The organism is Klebsiella michiganensis, assembly GCF_002925905.1.
Lineage (GTDB): Bacteria > Pseudomonadota > Gammaproteobacteria > Enterobacterales > Enterobacteriaceae > Klebsiella > Klebsiella michiganensis.
Genome location: NZ_PRDB01000008.1, coordinates 125995 through 143172 on the forward strand (window position 1 = coordinate 125995; position 17178 = coordinate 143172).

At 57.4% G+C, this 17178-nt stretch carries 14 protein-coding genes; 10 read left to right on the top strand and 4 right to left on the bottom strand.

Translation table 11 applies throughout. The features are described 5' to 3' along the window. Nucleotides 1-34: 34 nt before the first annotated feature. Together ahpF and ahpC are read right to left on the bottom strand one after the other, a co-directional pair. Nucleotides 35-1600 carry an alkyl hydroperoxide reductase subunit F gene (ahpF, locus tag CDA56_RS17705; protein WP_102803490.1) on the bottom strand — a complete coding sequence of 522 codons (1566 nt, stop codon included), beginning with the start codon at nucleotides 1598-1600 and terminating at the stop codon, nucleotides 35-37. Nucleotides 1601-1844: 244 nt separating this feature from the next. Then, the gene (ahpC, locus tag CDA56_RS17710) at nucleotides 1845-2408 is read right to left on the bottom strand and encodes an alkyl hydroperoxide reductase subunit C (protein WP_002894394.1); all 564 of its coding nucleotides are present in this window, start codon (nucleotides 2406-2408) and stop codon (nucleotides 1845-1847) included. Nucleotides 2409-3277: 869 nt separating this feature from the next. Between ahpC and citR the strand changes: the two genes are divergently transcribed. The 3 genes from citR (at nucleotide 3278) to CDA56_RS17725 (ending at nucleotide 6131) form a co-directional block, all read left to right on the top strand. Further along, a complete protein-coding gene (citR, locus tag CDA56_RS17715; RefSeq protein ID WP_048261238.1) occupies nucleotides 3278-4189 on the top strand; it encodes a DNA-binding transcriptional repressor CitR in 912 nt (303 codons plus the stop codon). Between the two features lie 104 nt (nucleotides 4190-4293). Continuing rightward, nucleotides 4294-5517, top strand: a complete 1224-nt coding sequence (locus CDA56_RS17720) for a phosphoadenosine phosphosulfate reductase (protein ID WP_032750104.1) — start codon at nucleotides 4294-4296, stop codon at nucleotides 5515-5517. Next, a complete protein-coding gene (locus CDA56_RS17725) occupies nucleotides 5502-6131 on the top strand; it encodes an IbrB-like domain-containing protein (protein WP_047724253.1) in 630 nt (209 codons plus the stop codon). The genes CDA56_RS17720 and CDA56_RS17725 overlap by 16 nt, the downstream gene beginning before the upstream one ends. Here the strand turns inward: CDA56_RS17725 and CDA56_RS17730 are convergent, their stop codons facing one another. Beyond that, nucleotides 6132-7277 (bottom strand): pyridoxal phosphate-dependent aminotransferase, encoded by a 1146-nt coding sequence (locus CDA56_RS17730; protein ID WP_165795101.1) that lies wholly within the window; start codon nucleotides 7275-7277, stop codon nucleotides 6132-6134. 194 nt (nucleotides 7278-7471) lie between these two features. Between CDA56_RS17730 and mtnC the strand changes: the two genes are divergently transcribed. Next, a complete protein-coding gene (gene mtnC / locus CDA56_RS17735) occupies nucleotides 7472-8161 on the top strand; it encodes an acireductone synthase (RefSeq protein ID WP_014837800.1) in 690 nt (229 codons plus the stop codon). Beyond that, complete coding sequence (locus CDA56_RS17740; protein ID WP_004848741.1) at nucleotides 8158-8700, top strand: 1,2-dihydroxy-3-keto-5-methylthiopentene dioxygenase; 543 nt, start codon at nucleotides 8158-8160, stop codon at nucleotides 8698-8700. Before mtnC ends, CDA56_RS17740 begins: the two co-directional genes overlap by 4 nt. Nucleotides 8701-8856: 156 nt before the next feature. Here CDA56_RS17740 and CDA56_RS17745 read toward each other — a convergent pair whose 3' ends face one another. Beyond that, a complete protein-coding gene (locus CDA56_RS17745) occupies nucleotides 8857-11166 on the bottom strand; it encodes a molybdopterin-dependent oxidoreductase (RefSeq protein ID WP_102803491.1) in 2310 nt (769 codons plus the stop codon). Between the two features lie 538 nt (nucleotides 11167-11704). Here CDA56_RS17745 and CDA56_RS17750 point away from each other — a divergent pair. From CDA56_RS17750 to CDA56_RS17770, 5 genes are read left to right on the top strand one after another with little or no spacing between them, the layout of a single operon-like run. After that, nucleotides 11705-12685: a sugar ABC transporter substrate-binding protein gene (locus CDA56_RS17750; RefSeq protein WP_004848735.1), complete on the top strand. Its 981-nt coding sequence runs from the start codon at nucleotides 11705-11707 to the stop codon at nucleotides 12683-12685. 44 nt (nucleotides 12686-12729) lie between these two features. Further along, the gene (locus CDA56_RS17755) at nucleotides 12730-14235 is read left to right on the top strand and encodes a sugar ABC transporter ATP-binding protein (protein ID WP_047725149.1); all 1506 of its coding nucleotides are present in this window, start codon (nucleotides 12730-12732) and stop codon (nucleotides 14233-14235) included. After that, entirely contained in the window at nucleotides 14232-15218 is a 987-nt protein-coding gene (locus CDA56_RS17760) for an ABC transporter permease (protein WP_102803492.1), read from the top strand. Before CDA56_RS17755 ends, CDA56_RS17760 begins: the two co-directional genes overlap by 4 nt. After that, entirely contained in the window at nucleotides 15218-16219 is a 1002-nt protein-coding gene (locus CDA56_RS17765; protein ID WP_103814112.1) for an ABC transporter permease, read from the top strand. The genes CDA56_RS17760 and CDA56_RS17765 overlap by 1 nt, the downstream gene beginning before the upstream one ends. Before the next feature lie 11 nt (nucleotides 16220-16230). Then, nucleotides 16231-17175, top strand: coding sequence for a carbohydrate kinase family protein (locus tag CDA56_RS17770; RefSeq protein ID WP_032694339.1), 945 nt, complete (start codon nucleotides 16231-16233; stop codon nucleotides 17173-17175). The last annotated feature ends 3 nt before the right edge of the window (nucleotides 17176-17178 follow it).

Consider the following 17178-nt stretch of genomic DNA (forward strand, 5'->3'; position numbering starts at 1 on the left):
TTGCTGTGCAGGTTTGGTCTTACTTTATTATGAATTATGCAGTCTTAGTGCGAATCAGGTAATCGAACGAGCTCAAGGACGCCTTCGCACCTTCGCCGGTGGCGATAATAATCTGTTTGTACGGAACGGTCGTGCAGTCGCCGGCAGCGAAAACGCCCTTCACGTTGGTTTCACATTTCGCATCAATGATGATTTCACCCATGCGGTTGCGCTCAATCGCGCCTTCCAGCCAGTTGGTATTCGGCAGCAGGCCGATCTGCACGAAGATCCCCGACAGCGCAACATGATGCTCATCGCCGCTCACGCGGTCGCGGTACTGCAGGCCAGTGACTTTGCTACCGTCGCCCACCACTTCCGTGGTCTGCGCGTTGAGAATGATATCGACGTTTTTCAGGCTGCGGACTTTATCCTGCAGAACCTGGTCGGCCTTCATTTCCGGCGCGAACTCCAGCAGAGTAACATGTTCAACAACGCCAGCCAGATCGATTGCCGCTTCCACACCGGAGTTACCGCCGCCGATAACCGCCACGCGCTTGCCTTTAAACAGCGGGCCGTCGCAGTGCGGGCAGTAGGTCACGCCCTTGGTACGATACTGATCCTCACCCGGCACGTTCATGTTACGCCATTTCGCGCCAGTGGCAATGATAACGCTACGCGCTTTCAGCACCGCGCCGGAGGCGGTCTCAACCTGATGCAGGCCGCCTTCAACCGTCGCCGGGATCAGTCTGGAGGCGCTCTGAGAATCGATCACATCAACATCGTATTCGCTGACGTGCGCTTTTAATGCGCCAGCCAGTTTCTGGCCTTCCGTTTTGGGTACGGAAATATAGTTTTCAATATCAACGGTATCCAGCACCTGGCCGCCAAAGCGTTCACCCATCAGGCCGGTACGAATGCCTTTACGCGCGGAGTAAACGGCTGCCGCTGCGCCGGACGGGCCGGAGCCGACGATTAAGACATCATAGGCTTCACGTTTATTCAGCTCTTCCGCCGCGCGTTTTTCCGCGCCGGTATCCACTTTGGCAACGATTTCCGTCAGCGTCATGCGACCCTGACCAAATTCCTTACCGTTCATAAATACCGCCGGTACGCCCATCACGTTGCGTTCGGTGATTTCATTCTGATACGTTCCGCCGTCAATCGCCGTGTGCTTGATGCGCGGGTTCAGTACCGCCATCAGGTTCAGCGCCTGAACCACATCCGGGCAGTTATGGCATGAAAGCGAATAGTAGGTTTCGAACTCAAAATCACCGTCGATATTGCGGATCTGCTCCAGCAGGGTCTGCACTTCTTTTGACGGATGACCGCCGGTCCACAGCAGAGCCAGAACTAAAGAGGTGAATTCATGTCCCAGCGGAGAGCCGGCAAAGCGCGGCCCCTGGCTGGAGCCGGGATTGGTAATCAGGAATGACGGCTTACGCACCGCCAGGCCGTTATCTTCTTTGAAGGTAACTTTATCTGACAGTTCAGCAATTTCAGCCAGCAGTTCCCTGATTTCTGCCGATTTAGCGCCGTCATCCAGCGTGGCAATCAGCTCAACAGGTTTGGTCAGCTTCTCAAGATAAGCCTTGAGCTGGGTTTTCATGTTGGTGTCGAGCATTTTTATCTCCTGGGCTTAAAACATCATCATGCAAGCGGCCTCGTTCAGGCAGCCTGAATACGCTTGCATCATGGTGTTGGAATAAAACGGGCGCAGATGCGCCCAGATATTACTACGCAATTTCCTAAGCATTTCGCGCAAGAGCAAGGCGGCTAGCCTGAGAATCCCCGGAAGCTTACCTCAGTAAGTGACCGGGGTGAGCAGGCGACGCCAACGCAGCAATTGCGTGAAAGGAGACGGAAATTTAGATTTTGCCGACCAGGTCCAGAGACGGAGCCAGAGTCGCTTCACCTTCTTTCCATTTAGCCGGGCAAACTTCGCCTGGGTGAGAAGCTACGTACTGAGCTGCTTTGATTTTACGCAGCAGGTCAGACGCGTCGCGGCCGATACCTTCAGCGGTAACTTCGATAGCCTGGATGATACCCTGCGGGTCAACAACGAAGGTGGCACGATCTGCCAGGCCTTCATCTTCACGCATGTTGTCGAAGTTACGGGTCAGGGCGCCAGTCGGGTCGCCGATCATCGCGTATTTGATTTTCGCGATGGTTTCAGAGCTGCTGTGCCACGCTTTGTGGGTGAAGTGAGTGTCGGTAGAGACGGAGTAAACGTCTACGCCCAGCTTCTGCAGTTCTTCGTAGTGGTCTGCCACATCGCCCAGTTCGGTCGGGCAAACGAAGGTGAAGTCAGCCGGGTAGAAGAAGAAGACGCTCCAGCGGCCTTCAGTATCTTTCTCGGTAACTTCGATGAATTCACCGTTTTTGAACGCCTGGTTTTTGAAAGGTTTGATTTTGGTATTAATTAAGGACATCTATACTTCCTCCGTGTTTTCGTTGAGGTCTAAGTTAACGAATTTTTCCTGACTCGACCAATGCGTTTGCATTATCGAATCAATAAGCGTTATCTAACAACCGGAACAAGACAACTTTGTGAACCTGTCAACGCGATGGCAATCTTCTACCGCGTTTCGCATTATATGCGCTGAAAAGTAAAAAGGCCGCCCTCGCAGGCGGCCCCGTTACCTGAAACACCCGCAGGTAGGTTCAGCGCCAGTAGCTGGCAGTGTGTTGCGCTCTACACCTTAATGTAACAGCTAAGGGATTACATCACCCGCTGAACGAAAGGGCAATCCGCGCGGCGGCAGGTCTTACCTATGGCTGTAATAGGTTTTACCGCTAGCCCTACTTTTTCCGGTGTTTTCACCGGGCATCATCATGTCGAAACGCCCGTTCTTTCTGACATGTTTCCCGCGTTAGCGCGATGCAGACGGTCACCACTGCCGCTCTTCCAATTGCCATACTTGCCCGCAGGACCAGCGAAAGCCGGAGAATAAAAATATTTAATTACCGCCCGCGGTTGATGAACACCCTCAGTGCCACACGCGGATCAGTAATTTATAATATGAATAACCCAATAGACTTCAACAAGCGTTCGGGCTTCCCCTTAAAGAAAAACTACAGATGATAAGCGGGGCAAGATAAGTATTTATAAATGACCTCCTCCCCTGCCTTCAGCGGTACACAAAAGGATCTGGTAGAATGCGCAACGCTGGTATATATTTAGATAAACTTAATAACAGCGCCTGCATTAAATAATAAGAAACAAATATTCACACAATGAATATAATACAGACATATAGTCACCTATTTTCCATACCGCCAGCTTAACAGGACGTTGATAATGGCTAATCTTTACGATCTCAAGAAATTTGATCTGAACCTACTCGTTATTTTCGAATGCATTTACCAGCATTTGAGCATCAGTAAAGCGGCGGAAACGCTATTCATTACGCCTTCTGCCGTCAGTCAGTCGCTACAGCGGCTACGCACCCAGCTGAATGACCCGCTATTCGTTCGTTCAGGTAAAGGAATTACGCCTACCACCGTCGGGGTTAATCTCCACCATCATCTTGAAAAAAATCTTAATCAATTAGAACAAACTATTTATCTCACCAATCGTTCTGAATTAAAGAAACGTCTGGTTGTTTATGCGCCGCAGCTTTTTATTACCCCTAAAACAACCAGCCTGATCCATATGTTATTAGATGATTCAAACCTTCACGTTGAACATCATGACCTGCTGGCGTCAGGAGAGTCGGTAGAAAGCCTGCTGGCCTACCGTAAAGCCGACCTGATATTCAGCACCACCCCCCTGTCATCGCGAGCCACGGTGTGTAAACGTATCCAGGAGCTGGACATTTCACTGGTTTGTAGCGAAAATCATCCACGGCTGGCATTGCTAACAACGACGAAAGCCATACTGCAGGAGCGCTTTACTTATTATATTTGTAACGATCAGGGAACGAAGTCTTTTCAAAGCCAGGCTGCCGGCATACTTTCTGATAGAAAAATTTCTTTCAGTAGCGACTCATACACCGCTATCCTTAATGTTATTCAGCAAACTGATATTATTGGTTTTGTGCCTACCTGTATTTTAGAGCACATCAGTTTCCATAATAAATTTAAAATTATAGAGACGCCATTTAAGATCCCCTCCATCGCTATTTATATGATTTACAATCGGGTAAACCTTGACGACCCGAACTTTGCAAACTTTATCGACGAGTGCGAAAAGAATAATATTATTGAATAATTTAAGCCATTTGATTTAATTGATGAATGATAACTAATCGCTTGATTAAGAAATAAATATGATATAAGTACACAGTATCTTTAAGAATTAAAGGAATAATGGCTGTGTCTTTTATAAAACTTCCATTACCCGAGTCCGTTCTGCAGGCCAGTCAGCAGCGAATAGAATGGGTAATGGAAAACTTCTCCCGTATTTGCGTCTCTTTTTCTGGCGGTAAAGATTCTACAACCATGCTGCATCTCACGGCGCAGCAGGCCCGCCGTACAGGCAAAAAGATTTGCGTCCTGTTTGTCGACTGGGAAGCGCAGTTCTCCTGCACCATTGCGCATTGTGAAAAGATGCGCGCAGAGTATCGCGACGTTATTGAGCAATTTTTCTGGGTCGCGTTGCCTCTCACCACCCAGAACTCTCTGACCCAATATCATCCCGAATGGCAGTGCTGGGAACCCGGCGCGCGCTGGGTGCGCCAACCGCCAGAGGACGCGATTACCGATCCCGGCTTTTTCCCGTTTTATCAATCGGGCATGAGTTTTGAAACGTTCGTTCGCGAATTTGCCGATTGGTTTTCGCGAAATCGTCCCGCGGCGATAATGATTGGCATCCGCGCCGATGAATCGTTAAATCGGTTTATCACCATCTCCTCGCAGCGCAAGCTTCGCTTCGCCGACGATAAACCCTGGACCACCTCCGCGCCGGGCGGACACGCGTGGTACATCTACCCTATCTACGACTGGAAAACCGCCGATATCTGGACCTGGTTCGGTAAAAGCGGCCTTTCCTACAACCCGCTCTATAACCTGATGTATCAGGCAGGCGTACCGCTGCGCTATATGCGTATCTGCGAACCCTTTGGCCCGGAGCAGCGCCAGGGGCTGTGGCTCTACCATGTGCTGGAGCCTGAACGCTGGGCCGCCATGTGCCAGCGCGTCAGCGGCGTCCACTGCGGCGGGGTCTACGCCGGTCACGATAATCAGTTCTACGGCCATCGTAAGCTGGATAAACCCGCGCATCATACCTGGAAAAGCTTCGCCCTGTTTTTACTCGACAGCATGCCGGAGAAAACGGCGGAACATTACCGCAATAAAATCGCCGTCTATCTTCACTGGTACCAAAAAAAGGGAATGATAGATATTCCGGACACGCAACCGGCGGATATTGGCTCGAAAGACGTCCCGTCCTGGCGGCGCATCTGTAAGGTTCTGTTGAACAATGATTACTGGTGCCGCCAGCTCTCTTTCAGCCCGACCAAAGCAACGCAATATAAACGCTATCGCGAACGGATGAATAAGAAGCGCCAGCAATGGGGAATACTATGCAACGACAATTAATCCAGGATCTCGAACGCTATCTACAATCGCTGGAAGATGAAGAGGAAAAGATTACTGCGCTTAACGCCTTTCGCCAGATTCTGCATGAATATAGCCCCTTCAAATCACAACCGGTTGACTGCGTATTGTGGGTAAAACAGGACGCCGTTTTGCCTAATGATTACAACCCAAATAACCTTGCTCCACCGGAAAAACGCCTGCTGTTCACCTCGCTGGAAACGGACGGCTTCACGCAGCCCATTGTGGTAGTGAAACAGGATCAGGAGCGCTATTCCATTATCGACGGTTTTCACCGTCATGAGCTGGCGAGCGGCAGAGCGGCGCTGAAAAAACGGTTGAAAGGCTACCTTCCCGTCACCTGCCTGGAAAAGAGCAGCCCCGGGCGTGATTCTCTGATGGCCGCCACCATCCGCCACAACCGGGCGCGCGGACGTCATCAGATTCATGCGATGTCGGAAATCGTCCAGGAGCTGGCGCATCTCGGCTGGTGTGACGAGAAAATCGGCAAAGAGTTAGGGATGGACTCAGACGAAGTATTGCGCCTGAAGCAAATCAACGGCCTGGTGGAGATGTTCGGCGACCGTCAATTTTCTCAGGCGTGGACCGTTAAATAACTACAGACGACACAGTCGTTCCGCCGCAGCCAGCAGCGTGGCTGGCTGTTTGGCGAAGCACAGGCGTATCAGCTTATGCGGGAACGGATCGGCGCAGAACACCGACAGCGGGATCGCCGCGACGCCGATCTCGGTGGTGAGCCAGCGGCAGAAGCTGACATCATCCAGATCCGAGACCGCGCTGTAGTCCGCCAGCAGGAAGTAGGTCCCTTCGCAGGGCAAAATTTCCAGACGGCTGGCGCGCAGCGCATCAATAAACAGGTCCCGCCGCTCGCGGTAAAACGTCGGCAGCTGGCGATAGTGCTCCGGCTCGCTGCGCAGCATATCGGCGATCGCCAGCTGAGCGGGGGTGTTGACGGCGAAGGTCAGATACTGATGCACTTTACGCAGCTCGGCGCTGATAGCGGCAGGCGCCACGCAGTAGCCCACCTTCCAACCGGTCATATGAAACGTTTTACCGAATGAAGAGACCGCCACCGCCCGCTCGCGCAGCTGCGGATGCGCCAGCACGCTGGCATGCCCTTCGGCGGCAAAGCAGATATGTTCGTAAACCTCATCGCTCAGCACATAGATTTCACGATCGGCAATCGCCTGCCACAGCGCGGCAAAATCTTCCCGCTGCCATACCGTCGCTGACGGGTTGTGCGGCGTATTGAGGATAACCAGCCGGGTTTTGTCGCTGAGGCTCGCGGCGAACTGCTGCCAGTCAACGCGAAAATGCGGCGGCTGGAGAGCAATGCGCTTCAGCACGCCGCCCGACAGCTCAATCGCCGGGGCGTAGCTATCATAGCTAGGGTCAAAGCAAATGACTTCGTCGCCGGAACGTACCAGCGCGGTAATCGCCGCATACAGCGCTTCCGTCGCGCCGGCGGTAACGGTCACGTCGCTGTTGGCATCGGGACGATAGCCGTACAGCTCTTCCGTTTTATCGACGATGGCGTCGCGTAGCGCAGCCACGCCGGTCATCGGCGCGTACTGATTCGCCCCCTGCGCCACGTGATGCGCCAGACGCTCCTGCAGATAGCGCGGACCATCGAAATCCGGGAACCCCTGCGACAGGTTAATCGCCTGATGCTGCTGGGCCAGAGCGCTCATTTGGGTAAAGATCGTGGTGCCCAGTGAAGGAAGTTTACTCTCAGGAATCAGTGGCTTATTGCTCATTCTTTTTGTACCGTCTGTGATGCTGTTGTTGAAGCCACTATAACACGATGTTAATATTTGGCAATCAAGACGCTTAGACGTCTAAATGATAATGTTATTTCGCTTATGCTTATGAGTGGAAAACAGCGAGCAGCACAACGCCACCGTCAGCACGACCTACCGCTCACTCTGGAGAACTCATGATCCGCGCTATCGTGACCGATATTGAAGGCACCACCAGCGACATTCGCTTCGTCCACAACGTCCTGTTCCCGTACGCTCGCGAACGCCTGGCCGGCTTCGTGACCGCCCAGCAGTTTGTCGATCCGGTAAAGACCATTCTCGATAACCTGCGCGAAGAGATCGCCCAACCGGCGGCCAGCGTCGAGCAGCTTATTGCTACCCTGTTCGCCTTTATGGATGAAGACCGCAAATCCACCGCCCTCAAGGCGCTCCAGGGGATTATCTGGCGCGAAGGCTACGTCAATGGCGACTTCACCGGCCACCTGTATCCTGACGTCCTGCCGTCGCTGGAAAAATGGAAGTCACAGGGTATTGATTTATATGTATATTCCTCAGGCTCCGTCGCCGCGCAGAAATTGTTATTTGGCTACAGCGACGAAGGTGATATTACTCATCTGTTTAACGGCTATTTCGATACCCTGGTAGGCGCCAAGCGCGAAGCGCAGTCCTACCGCAATATTGCTGAGCAGCTGGGACAGCCTCCTGCCGCCATTCTGTTCCTGTCCGATATCCATCAGGAGCTGGATGCCGCCGAAGAGGCCGGCTTCCGCACCCTACAGCTGGTGCGCGGCGACCGTGACCCGGCCAGCCACCATCCGCAGGTTCAGCGTTTTGACGATATTCATCCGGAGCAGATCCCAGCATGAGCGCATTAACCATTTTTTCCGTGAAAGACCCGCAAAACTCTCTCTGGCACAGCACGAACGCCGAAGAGATCCAGCAGCAGCTCAACGCCAAAGGCGTCCGCTTCGAGCGCTGGCAGGCCGACCGCGATTTAGGCGCGGCGCCAGCTTCAGAAACGGTTATTGCCGCCTATCAGCATGCGATTGATAAGCTGGTGGCTGAGAAGGGTTACCAGAGCTGGGACGTGATCAGCCTGCGTGCGGATAATCCGCAGAAAGAGGCGCTGCGGGAAAAATTCCTCAACGAGCATACCCACGGGGAAGACGAAGTGCGCTTCTTCGTCGAGGGGGCCGGCCTGTTTTGCCTGCATATTGGCGACGAGGTATTCCAGGTGCTCTGTGAAAAGAACGACCTGATTTCCGTTCCGGCGCACACGCCGCACTGGTTTGATATGGGCTCGGAGCCCAACTTCACCGCCATCCGCATCTTCGACAACCCGGAAGGCTGGATTGCCCAGTTTACTGGCGACGATATCGCCAGCGCCTACCCGCGGCTGGCGTAACGCCGCGATTCAACGGGTGAACAGGCTTATCATCACTCTCAAGGCGCTTTCCCGGAGGCGGCGCGTAACGCGCCTGTCCGGGCTACCCGACCCGCAAACGGCGATAATCCTGTAAGCCGGGCAAGGCGCCAGCCGCCGCCTGGCGATTCTCTGCGCCTAAGCGCCAATAAACCTCGGCGGGTCGAAAGCGGTCACCGGCGGTAGCGCGTCCCGCCACGGCGCGATCTCCACCCAGCAGCTTTGGGCGCTGCAACCCTGCCCCAGCCGCGAGCTGCCGCGATCCTCGGTTAACACGTTGGGATTGCCGTGCTTATCCAGCGAGCCTTTTTCATTCGGGTCCAGCGGATCGTACCAGGCGCCGGTCGACATCTGCACCACTCCCGGCAAAATCTGCTCGCTGAGGTGCACCCCGGCAAGAATGGCTCCCCGGGCGTTATAAACCTTGACCACGCTGCCTTCGCTGATGCCCCGCGCCTGCGCATCCTGCGGATGCATCCACAGCGGCTCGCGCCCCTGAATTTTCGTCGCCCGGCTCACGCTGCCGTGATCGTACTGGCTGTGCAGGCGGGTGCGCGGCTGGCTGGAGAGCAGATGCAGCGGCCAGCGCGCCGCCTCCTGCCGCTGCCAGGCCGCCTCCTGCTCATCCCACCACGGGTGGCCGGGACACTCGCGATAGCCAAACCCGGCGATGGTTTCGGAAAAAAGCTCGATCTTGCCGGAAGGCGTAGAGAGCGGATAGCGCTGCGGGTCGGCGCGAAAATCCGCCAGGAAAACCTGCGGTTTCTCCGGCGCGCTGTATTCCAGCACCCCCTGCCGCCAGAATTCATCAAACGACGGCAGCGCGATCCCCTCTTCCCGCGCGCGCGGCCGCGACGCTTCGTAGATCTCCCGCAGCCACTGCCCGGCGTCGCGCCCCTCGCTAAAGCGCTCGCCGCAGCCCAGCCGCTCGGCAAGGTCGCAGAAGATGGCGTAATCATCGCGCGCTTCGCCTACCGGCGGGATCTGCGCGCTCATGGCGATCATAAAACCGTCGTGACCGCCGCTGCCGATATCTTCCCGCTCCAGCGACGTGGTGACCGGCAGAACGATATCGGAAAATTTGGCCTGCGCGGTCCAGAACTGTTCATGAACGACCACCGTTTCCGGCCGCCGCCAGGCTTCACACAGGCGGTTAATATCCTGATGATGATGAAACGCGTTGCCGCCGGCCCAGTAGACGAGGCGGATGCCGGGATAGCGCAGATGCTGGCCGTCAAACTCGTATGCCTCGCCCGGATGCAGCAGCATATCGGAAAGGCGCGCCACCGGAATCACCTGGTTTACCGCGTTCTCTCCGGCGGGAAGGCGCGGCCCGGAAAAGGCCTTACGCGCCGCCCCCGCCAGATTGGTGCAGGCGTAGCCAAACCCCAGTCCGCCGCCCGGCGTACCGATTTGCCCCAGCAGCGCGGTGAGCGCCACCGTCGCCCAGTAGGCCTGCTCGCCCTGGCGCGCCCGCTGAATCGACCAGGAGATATTGACCATCGTGCGCTGGCTGGCCATCTCGCGCGCCAGCGCGGCAATCCGCTGCGCCTCAATACCGGTTATTGCCGCCGCCCACTCCGGCGTTTTTGCGACGCCATCGCTCTCCCCCATCAGGTAGGCGCGATAGGGCGCGAAACCCACGGTATGGCTGGCGATAAAACCGCTGTCGTAGAGGGATTCATTAATCAGCACATAACAGAGCGCCAGCAGCAGCGCGGTATCGGTTCCCGGACGGACGGCGAGCCACTCGGCGCTCTCCACGGCGCTCAGGTCATTGCGCACCGGGCTGATATTGATAAAGCGCGTCCCCTGCGCCTGCATCTTTTCCAGCCAGTATTTCAGCATATGGTCGTTGGCGCCGCCGCCGTTGACCTGCGCATTACGCAGCGGCAGGCCGCCGAATGCGACAAACAGCTGGCATTCGCGCGCCAGCTCGGAAAAGTGGGTGTGCTGGCGGTGCAGCGGGCTCAGCGGCCCGAGAATATGCGGCAGGATACGCTCGCCCGCCGCGCTGCTGTAGGTGTTGGTGCTGGCGGTATAGCCGCCGAAGCACTTGAGGAAGCGGTGCAGCTGACTTTGCGCGTGGTGAAAACGGCCGGCGCTGGCCCAGCCGTAGGAGCCGCCGAAAATCGCCTCATTGCCGCAGCGCGCTTTGACCGAATTCAGTTCGCGAGCCAGCAAATCGAGCGCCACCTCCCAGCTCACCTCAACAAACGGCTCTTTGCCGCGCCCCTCGCGCGAAGCCGGGCCATTTTGCAGGTAGCCCGCGCGCACCGCCGGACGGCGAATGCGCGTCTTGCTGGTGACCGCATCGGGGAGCGACTGACCAATACGTGAGGGATTTTTATCCCAGGGCACCGGCGTCACCGCCTCAATGTTGCCGTCACGGGCCTGGACCTGCCAGGTTCCCCAGTGCATTACGGTCAGATTATGTTGTTTTTTCATCTTGCCTGTTTTCTTCTCACCCGATAAAGGCCGCCATAATAAAGCGTGCGAATCCTGGGAATAAAATACGTATCACCATACAATCTGCTGCTGAGAAAGGATTTTCCACGCAGAATAGTTCTACGTTATTCCGAGATGCGATATATTACAGCGACAGAATAATTTTAATTAAGCAGCAATCTTTATTTGAATAAATAAGAGTTGCAAGCAAATTAAGCCCACAAAATAAAAAGGGATTAAGCTGCATCATGAAATATTTTCAGGTTACAGATAACAAATTTACGTTTTTCTCAGGCAAATCTGCGATATAACATCGTTAATATACCCTAAATAATTCAAGTTTCAGGAAGGCGGCAAGTAAGAGAGTCCCGATGAGCTTACTCAAGTAAGTGATTCGGGTGAACGCACGTAGCCAACGCACATGCAACTTGAAGTATAACGGGTATAACTTAGACATATTTTGTATTTGAGATTGTGTGGCTGTTGTTGTCATGCTACTGCTCCGCACAGCCACCTCCATCACAGGACCATAATAAGAATGTCGCAGAAAATGAAATTATTGCCCATCGCGCTGGGCCTGCTCTCGCTCGCCTCCGTCAACGCTCTGGCGGCGGATGCCTTATCACTTCAGGGAAAAACTATCGGCGTCGCCGTGGTCGGGACGCAGCACTTCTGGGATCGTGAAGCCTATAAGGGTGCGACCGAAGAGGTAGAGAAACTGGGGGGTAAAGTGATCGGCGTCGATGGCGGCCGCGATAACCAGGTTCATGCGAATAACCACGATATTTTACTGTCGCGCAAGGTCGATGCGGTAATTAGCATTCTGGGCGACAGCGCCGTTGAGCCTAAATTCAAAGCGCTACGCGATGCCGGCATTCCGGTATTTACCGTAGACCACGTTTCAAAATATTCGGTCAATAACACCACCTCCGATAACTACACCCTGGGATCGACCATTGGTCGCTATATGGCCGATGAACTGGGCGGCAAAGGCAACGTTGCGGTATTTAACGCATTCTCCAGCTCCCTGCGTATTTGCGGCATTCGTTATGACCAGTGGAAATATGTCCTCAAGGATTATCCGGATATTCACATTATTCAGCCGGAGCTGGCCGAGCAGTTTGCCAACTCGCCGGAAGATGCGCGTAAGAAAACCCTCGAACTGCTGAGCCAGTATCCAAAAGGCAAACTCGACGCCATCCATGTCGCCTGCTGGGATCAGCCGGCTATCGGTATTGTCCAGGCGCTGGAAGAGACCGGCCGCGATAAAGACGTCAAGGTCACCGCGATCGACGCCGGCCCGGAAACCCTGGAGATCATGGCCGAGCCGGGCAGCCCGTTCGTCGCCAACGTCGCCCAGCAGCCGCACCTGATTGGCCAGACCTCCGCCGATAACGTCGCGCGCTACTTCGACAAACAGAAGCTGCCCCTGCAGACCTTTATTCCGGTGGTGCCGGTGAAAGGCCCGCAGGAGGCAAAAGCGGTCTACAAACAGCTGGGATATGGCGAACTGCAGTGATCACTCCATCCTCCGGCGGGGTTAACCCCGCCGCTGGTCTGGCGATGAACCAGATCGGCAAAAGCTTTGCCAACGTGACTGCATTAAATGCGGTCACGCTGCTTCTGAATCCCGGTGAAATTCACGGCCTGATCGGCGAGAACGGCGCGGGAAAATCGACGCTAATAAAAATCCTCGCGGGCGTCTATCGGGCCGACAGCGGCAGCGCCACCCTTGACGGCGCGCCGCTGCCGCTCGGCAATCCCGCGGCGATTGAAGCGCTGGGTATCCGCGTTATTCACCAGGAACTTAACCTGATCCCGCACTTTACGGTGGCGGAATCGGTGTTTCTCGGCCAGGAGTACCGCACCCGCTGGGGCGCGCTGGACCGGCGGCGAATGAACGCGGCCACCCGGGCGTTTTTCCGCGACAGCTGGCAGCTGGATATTCATCCCCGCCGCCTGATCCGCGACCTCAGCCTCGCCGAACGCAAGCTGGTGCAAATCGCCAGAGCGCTGATCGACGGCGCGGCAAAGCTGGTGGTATTCGATGAACCCACCGCGCCGCTGGAAGCGCAGGAAGCCGGCCTGGTCACCTCCGCGATTCTGCGCCTGCGGGAACAGGGGATCGCGATTCTCTACATTTCCCACTATCTCAACGAAATCGCCGCCCTTTGCGATCGCGGCACGGTGCTACGTAACGGCGAGGTGGTCGGCTACCCCGACCGGGCGCTTCTGCAGAATACCGACGCGCTGATCAAAATGATGGTCGGCCGCGATATCGAACAGCTCTATACCCCGCGCCAGAGCAGCGCGCATCAGGTCGATGCCGCTGCCCCGGTACTGTCGGTTCGCCATCTCAGCGACGGGCAGCAGTTACGCGATATTACCTTTGATATTCAGCCGGGAGAGATCGTCGGCGTCGCCGGACTGCTGGGCGCCGGGCGCGACGTGCTGATCGATCTGCTTTACGGGCTACGCCGCGCCCGCAGCGGCACGATAAGCGTTGACGGCCAGCCGAAGCGGCTGCGGACGCCGTATCAGGCAACCCGGGCCGGACTGGCCCTGGTGCCGCGCGACCGCCGCCATCAGGGGCTGATTCTCCCCTTCACCACCGCCGACAATATCAATCTGGCCTCGCTACCGGAGACCGCCACTTTCGGCTGGGAGCACCGCGGCCGGGCGCTGGAAAAAGCGCGCAGCTGGATCGACCAGCTCTCTATCCGCCCCGGCCGTCCGGAGCTTCCGGTGCGCTTTATGAGCGGCGGCAACCAGCAAAAGGCGATTCTCGCCCGCTGGCTGGGCACCGATGCGCGGCTTTTTATTCTTGATGAACCCACTCTCGGGGTGGATATCGGCGCGCGCCGCGATATTTATCAGCGCACCCGCGAGCTGGCGGATCGCGGTCGCGGCGTTCTGGTCTCATCCAGCGACGCGCCGGAGCTGCTGGGCCTTTGCGACCGCATCCTGGTGATGTGGCGCGGCGAGCTGGTGGCCAATCTCCCGACCCGGGGGCTGACGCTGGACGCGCTGCTGGTGACGATTAACGGTGGACAGGAACAACAGGTATGAGTGCAGGTATCCAGCGCCGCCCCCTTCCGGGCATCACGACGCTTATCGAAAAATTTCCCCTGATTCTCTTTTTTGCGCTGCTGGTCTGGCTCAGCCTGCAGTCGCCTTTCTTTTTAAGCTGGCAAAATATCAGCATGATGCTGGTGCAAAGCGTGCCGCTGGCGATCCTCTGCTTCGGCCTGGTCTGCGTGATTGCCGTCGGCGGCGATGATGTGGTCTCCGGCGGCATCGACCTGTCGCTGCCCGCCATCGCGGTGCTCGGCGTCGCGCTGCTCAGCCTCGGCATGGCGGAGTGGAACACCCCTTACCTGGCGCTGCTGTTACTGCTGCTCGCCGTTAGCCTGGCCTGCGGCGCCGTCAACGCCACGCTGGTGCTGGCGGCGGGCCTGCCGCCGCTGCTGGCGACCCTGTCAACTTCGGTGGCCTTCACCGGGCTGACCGACCTGCTGACCGGCCAGCGGCGCATCGCGGTGAGCGACCCGCTGATGGTGGCCTTTCGCGATAACGATCTGTTCGGCATTCCCTGGCCGCTGATCTATCTGCTGGCGGTATTCGCGCTGTTTCAGTTTTTGCTCCACCACTCCCGCTTCGGCCAGCATTTACAGGCGGTGGGCGGTAACCGCGATATGGCGCAGATGAGCGGACTCAACGTTCGCCGTTTGACCATTATCGTCTGGCTGCTGGCGGGCATCGCCGCCGGCCTGGCGATTTTGCCGCTGCTCAGCCAGGGCTCAGGCAGCTCCAGCGGCACGGCGACGCCGCTGCTGCTGGAAACCGTCCTCGCGACCTTTATCGGCGCGGCGTTCTCGCGGCGGCGCGTGGTCACCATCTGGGGGGCGCTGCTCGGCGCGGTGCTGGTCAACGCGCTCTCTAACGGGCTCGGCCTGCTGGGAGTGAATATTTTCTGGATGGGCGCGATCAAAGGCGGCCTGATCCTCGTGGTGCTGGCGGCTTCAGCGGTCAGACATAAAGGAGGCCATTAATGAGCCAACTGACGCTCAAGACCCCCTCAACGGGGCAAACCGACAGCGGTCCGCTGGCGTGGCTATCGCGGGCAGGATTCGGCGTCATTACCCTGCTGGCGATTGCCCTGTTCGGCTGGGCGAACCCGGTATTTCTGACCTTCGATAACTGGGCCAATTTGCTGCAGGGCAGCGCGATTCTGCTGATCGTGGCGATGGCGATGACCCTTATCGTTAGCGCCGGGGCGATTGACCTCTCCGTCGGCGTGGCGCTGGATTTCGGCGCCGCTTTTGCGCTGGTGGCGCTGAAGACCTGGCACCTGCCGTGGCAGGCGGCGGTGGGCTGCGCGCTGCTCGGCGGGGTGATTATCGGCCTGCTGAACGCCTTTCTGATCCTTATCTGCCAGATTCGTCCGTTCCTCGCCACCCTCGGCACCTGGTTTATCGCCAGCAGCGCCGAGCGTATCTATACCGACGGCGGCGGCTCTATCTCCTACCGCCGGATGGCGCCGGAGTATCACGATCTGGCGGTCGGCAATATCGCCGGTATTCCGACGCCGGTGGTGATTGTGCTGGCGCTGTGGCTGGTAGCCTGGCTGCTGACCGAACGCACGCTGTTTGGCAAGTACGTGCGCGCTATCGGCCAGAACGGCGAAGCGGCACGTATCGCCGGGATCCGCGACCGCCGGACCATGCTGTGGGTGCTGGTGGCGGCCTCCGCGCTGTGCGCCGTCGGCGGCGTCATTCTCTCCGCCAACCTGCGCCAGTTTACGCCGCTGGCCGGCCAGGCCTACTTGATGGACGCCATCGCCGCGGTCTTTATCGGCACCGCCTTTAACCGGCTCGGCCGGGTCAGCATCGCCGGCACCCTCGGCGGGGTGCTGTTTCTCGCGATTATTGATAATGGCCTGAACCTGATGGGGCTGAACTACCTGGTGAAGGATGCGCTGGTGGGCGTGATTCTGGTGGTCGCGCTGGCCCTCTCCTTCTGGCAGGCGCGTCTGCGCCAGACCCATCGTTAAGCGGAGCACCTATGGCAGCTTTTGACGCCGTCTTTGTCGGCCTGACTATTCTTGATATCGCCGGTCGCCCGGTGATCGACATCCCACCGCGCGGCGGGGTAGCCTTTATCGAACAAATTCGTCTTAACCCCGCCGGAACCGCCGCCGGGGCCAATATTAACGCCGCGAAGCTGGGCATTCGCACCGCCGCGGTGGCCTGCCTCGGTGAAGATGAAAAAGCCGATTTTATCCTCGCCAGCTATGCGCGGCTGGGGATCGACTGCTCGCTGCTCCAGCGCACGGCGCAGCAGGAAACGTCGGCGACGATCCTGCCCATCCGCCCCAACGGCGAGCGCCCGGCGCTGCACTGTCGGGGCGCTTCCGATGCGCTTTTTATCCGCGAAGAAGAGTTTGACGCGATCCTCGACTGCCGGTTCCTGCACCACGGCGGCACCGGCCTGCTGGCGGCGATGGATAGCGGGCAAAGCGCGCTGCTGCTGCGGGCGGCGAAAGCCCGCGGCGTCACCACCAGCTTTGATTTAATCGCCCCCGACGCGGGCACCCTGGATCTGCTGCGCCCGCTGCTGCCGTCGGTGGACTACTTTATGCCTTCCCTTGAAGAAGCGGCGTATCTCTCCGGGGAGACCCAGCCGGAAGCGATTGCCCGCGTCTTCTTTGCGCTTGGCGTCGGAACCTGCATTCTGAAGGACGGCGAAAACGGCTCCTGGCTGCTGACCCGCGACGGCGCCGTCGAGCATATCGCGCCGTTCCGGGTCGATGCCGTAGATACTACCGGCTGCGGCGACAGCTACTGCGGCGGCTTTATTGCCGCACTGGCCCGGGGGTTAAGCGTCAAAGCGGCGTGCGAGGTGGCTTCCGCCGTCGCCGCGCTGGTGGCGACCGGCATGGGATCGGATGCCGGCGTGGTGGACTGGCAGCATACGCAGGAGTTTATGGCGACCCACCGTCGCGGATAACAA

Excerpts from the sequence above, each read along its gene's own strand:
- ahpF (WP_102803490.1), bottom strand. The coding sequence starts at position 1,600 with ATGCTCGACACCAACATGAAAACCCAGCTCAAGGCTTATCTTGAGAAG.
- ahpC (WP_002894394.1), bottom strand. The coding sequence starts at position 2,408 with ATGTCCTTAATTAATACCAAAATCAAACCTTTCAAAAACCAGGCGTTC.
- citR (WP_048261238.1), top strand. The coding sequence starts at position 3,278 with ATGGCTAATCTTTACGATCTCAAGAAATTTGATCTGAACCTACTCGTT.
- CDA56_RS17725 (WP_047724253.1), top strand. The coding sequence starts at position 5,502 with ATGCAACGACAATTAATCCAGGATCTCGAACGCTATCTACAATCGCTG.
- mtnC (WP_014837800.1), top strand. The coding sequence starts at position 7,472 with ATGATCCGCGCTATCGTGACCGATATTGAAGGCACCACCAGCGACATT.
- CDA56_RS17740 (WP_004848741.1), top strand. The coding sequence starts at position 8,158 with ATGAGCGCATTAACCATTTTTTCCGTGAAAGACCCGCAAAACTCTCTC.
- CDA56_RS17745 (WP_102803491.1), bottom strand. The coding sequence starts at position 11,166 with ATGAAAAAACAACATAATCTGACCGTAATGCACTGGGGAACCTGGCAG.
- CDA56_RS17750 (WP_004848735.1), top strand. The coding sequence starts at position 11,705 with ATGTCGCAGAAAATGAAATTATTGCCCATCGCGCTGGGCCTGCTCTCG.
- CDA56_RS17755 (WP_047725149.1), top strand. The coding sequence starts at position 12,730 with ATGAACCAGATCGGCAAAAGCTTTGCCAACGTGACTGCATTAAATGCG.
- CDA56_RS17760 (WP_102803492.1), top strand. The coding sequence starts at position 14,232 with ATGAGTGCAGGTATCCAGCGCCGCCCCCTTCCGGGCATCACGACGCTT.
- CDA56_RS17765 (WP_103814112.1), top strand. The coding sequence starts at position 15,218 with ATGAGCCAACTGACGCTCAAGACCCCCTCAACGGGGCAAACCGACAGC.
- CDA56_RS17770 (WP_032694339.1), top strand. The coding sequence starts at position 16,231 with ATGGCAGCTTTTGACGCCGTCTTTGTCGGCCTGACTATTCTTGATATC.